A 2,662-nucleotide genomic window follows, 5' to 3' on the forward strand; every position below is an offset into this window, starting at 1 on the left:
CACCTACAACCACCACCGCTGCCACACCGCACTCGGCGGCCAGCCACCCATCACCCGCATCAACAACGCTGCGGGTCAATACACCTAGCCCGGCTCGATTCCACATAAGGCGGGACCTGCCCGCGGACTTCCCGCCCTTCCAGACGGTCTTCGGGTTCTTCAGCCGGCGGCGCGCGGCTGGCATCTTCAACCTCATCCGTGACCAGCTCCGGCACCGGGTCCGCCGCGCCATGGGGACCTCCCCGCACCCCGTGGCCGCGGCGATCGATTCGCAGTCCGTCATGGTGACGCAGGCCGACACCCACGACGCCGTCGCGGCCAAGGAGATCCTCCTCCGCCTGCGTCTCATGCACCCTCAAATCGCCGTCGTCTGGGCCGATTCCATCTATGGGGGAACGCTGGTCGACTGGGCCAAGTCCTTCCTCAACCTCACGGTCAAGACCGTGAGCGGGCCCGAAGGACGGCGTTCATCGCTTCGCGGGCGGCCTCCGGATCGTCTCCGCGTAGTGCATGCTGATCCCATACGCCTCTGCTGCCCGGTCGACCAAGTTCGTGAATGCCCGGGTACGTAGCAATTCGGCTGTTCGCAGTTGGCCGTGGCGGCCTGCTGATTCAAGCGTGTGCGCCGTGGGTGCTCGGGTCGCTGGGGTGGAGTGGTGGCGCGGCTACCGTGGGTGCACGGCGTAGGTCAGGTGCGTCACCCGCGACGACGGCTCCGAACGGACCGGCTCCAGCGCGACCCTGGATGCGTCCACGCCGTCGAACAGGCGGGTGCCCGCGCCGAAAAGCACCGGTGACAGCGTGATCGAGAACTCGTCGACCAGGCCGGCGTTCAGGTGCTCCAGGATCGTCGCGCCGCCGCCGGCGATGCGGACGTCGCGGTCGCCGGCGGCCTCGCGGGCCTGGTCGAGGGCGTGCTCGATGCCGTCGTTGACGAAGTGGAACGTGGTGCCGCCGGGCCGCTCCCACGGGTCACGCTTGGTGTGCGTCACGACGAAGACCGGGGTGTGGAAGGGCGCCTCCTCCGGCCATGACTGCTCGCCGAGGTCGAACATGCGCTTACCCATGACGCTCGCGCCGGTGCGCTCGAACGTCTCCCGCGCTACGTCGTTGTCGCGGCCCTCCTCGCCGCCCTCGCCCAGCTTCAGGTTCTCCCGGATGAACCGCAGCGGGAACAGCCACTGCTGCAGCTCCGCCCACTGCGCCATCCAGCGCTGAACGTCCGGGTCGTCCCGATTGTCGGGCGCGAAGAGTTCGTCTTCAACGGGCACGGACTCGGGCGCGATGAAGCCGTCCAGCGACATCGACACGCTGAAGAACACCTTCCCGGCCATCAGCCCTCCGCCCCCTTCCGCGCGAGGTCGGTGACGTAGGCCGCCAGGCTGCTCAGGGTCTGCTGGCCGCCCTCGATCGCGTGGTACTTCTCGACCGCCTCGTCGCGCAGTTCCTTGGTGGGGAACACCGTGCGCATCACGATCCGGGTCGCCGCGCCGTCCGGCGCGAAGGTCAGGACCGACTCGAAGGCGTTCGGGTCGTCGCGGGACTCACCGTGCAGCAGCGCGATCCGCTCCGGCGGGGCGATCCGCAGCCAGCGGATCCACTCGGAGTAGTCGGTGCCGTCCGGCCCGTGCAGCACGAAGTCCCACTCCCCGCCCTCGCGGAACTCGAAGGACCGCGTGGTGGTGGTGAACCCCTCCGGACCCCACCACCGCGACAGGTGCCGGACCTCGGTGAACGCCTCGAACACCAGCTCCCGCGGGGCGTCGATGACCCGGGAGATCACGATCTCCCGGTCGGCCGTCGCCGGCTCCGCCCGCGTTTCTCGCCTTGCCCCTGTCATCGGTCATCCCTCCTGCCGTGTCTGCTTGAGGTCCTGCACGTAGGTGTCCAGCCGGTCGAAACTCTCGTTCCAGAACCGCTCGAATCCGCCGACCCACTCGTGGACCGGCCGCAGCCCGCGGGCGTCCAGGCCGTAGAGGCGCTGCTTGCCCGCCCCGCGGACCCGCACCAGCCCCACCTCCCGGAGCACCCGGAGGTGCTTGGACGCCCCTGGCTGGCTCATCCCCAGCTCCTGGGCCAGGTCGGTCACCGGCCGCTCACCCGCCCGCAGCAGCGCCAGGATGTCCCGACGCTGCGGCTCGGCGATCGCGTTGAACGCGTCCGACGTCGTCGCTGCTCGTGCCATAGCAGCGATCATATTCCTATATCGGAATACGTCAAGCCGGTTGGGAATCGGGCGAGTCGCCCCACACGCATGCTGCTCTGATGTGGATCCCGCCCTCGGTGCGGGTGACCTCGACGTCGTCGGCTGTAGGCCAGGCGGTGAGTGCATACAGTCGCCGCGCCTCCTCGGGGACGTGCAGCCAGGGGGCAGCGGCCTGGGGCTCGTGACTGTGCCGAGTGCCAGTCCCATTGATGCCATGCCGCGACCGGATACACCTCGGCCACCCGGCCGCTCCCCCCGTGCAGTCGAGAGCATGCCCAATTCGGCCCAGGAGAGCCTGCAGCCGTGCCCATCGACCGCGACCGCCCCGAGCTTGTCGAAGGAGACCGACAGCGGATGTCGCGGCGCGATGGCGCAGTCCACCCCGGCCTGCTCCTCCGGATCACCCCAGCCCGGCACAAAACCGGGGCGCCACCGCGTCCGTCGCGGTGGCGCCCC

At 69.4% G+C, this 2,662-nt stretch carries 3 protein-coding genes and 1 pseudogene; 1 reads left to right on the plus strand and 3 read right to left on the minus strand.

The window, feature by feature from the left end; all coding sequences use genetic code 11:
* Positions 1–110: 110 nt before the first annotated feature.
* Positions 111–458: pseudogene (locus FGD71_RS49320) on the plus strand (transposase); the annotation flags it as partial.
* A gap of 207 nt (positions 459–665) precedes the next feature.
* Here FGD71_RS49320 and FGD71_RS35110 read toward each other — a convergent pair.
* From FGD71_RS35110 to FGD71_RS35120, 3 genes are read right to left on the minus strand one after another with little or no spacing between them, the layout of a single operon-like run.
* Positions 666–1,334, minus strand: coding sequence for a dihydrofolate reductase family protein (locus FGD71_RS35110; protein ID WP_119104608.1), 669 nt, complete (start codon positions 1,332–1,334; stop codon positions 666–668).
* Entirely contained in the window at positions 1,334–1,840 is a 507-nt protein-coding gene (locus FGD71_RS35115; RefSeq protein WP_119104609.1) for an SRPBCC family protein, read from the minus strand. Before FGD71_RS35115 ends, FGD71_RS35110 begins: the two co-directional genes overlap by 1 nt.
* A gap of 3 nt (positions 1,841–1,843) precedes the next feature.
* On the minus strand, positions 1,844–2,185 hold the full coding sequence (locus FGD71_RS35120; RefSeq protein ID WP_119104610.1) for an ArsR/SmtB family transcription factor: 342 nt from the start codon (positions 2,183–2,185) through the stop codon (positions 1,844–1,846).
* Positions 2,186–2,662 lie beyond the last annotated feature (477 nt).

Origin of the sequence: Streptomyces sporangiiformans (genome assembly GCF_005768555.2) — a bacterium.
GTDB classification, from domain to species: Bacteria; Actinomycetota; Actinomycetes; order Streptomycetales; family Streptomycetaceae; genus Streptomyces; species Streptomyces sporangiiformans.

What these genes read in the sequence shown, in the direction of transcription:
- FGD71_RS35110 (WP_119104608.1), bottom strand. Translation starts at nt 1,334, where the DNA reads ATGGCCGGGAAGGTGTTCTTCAGCGTGTCGATGTCGCTGGACGGCTTC.
- FGD71_RS35115 (WP_119104609.1), bottom strand. Translation starts at nt 1,840, where the DNA reads ATGACAGGGGCAAGGCGAGAAACGCGGGCGGAGCCGGCGACGGCCGAC.
- FGD71_RS35120 (WP_119104610.1), bottom strand. Translation starts at nt 2,185, where the DNA reads ATGGCACGAGCAGCGACGACGTCGGACGCGTTCAACGCGATCGCCGAG.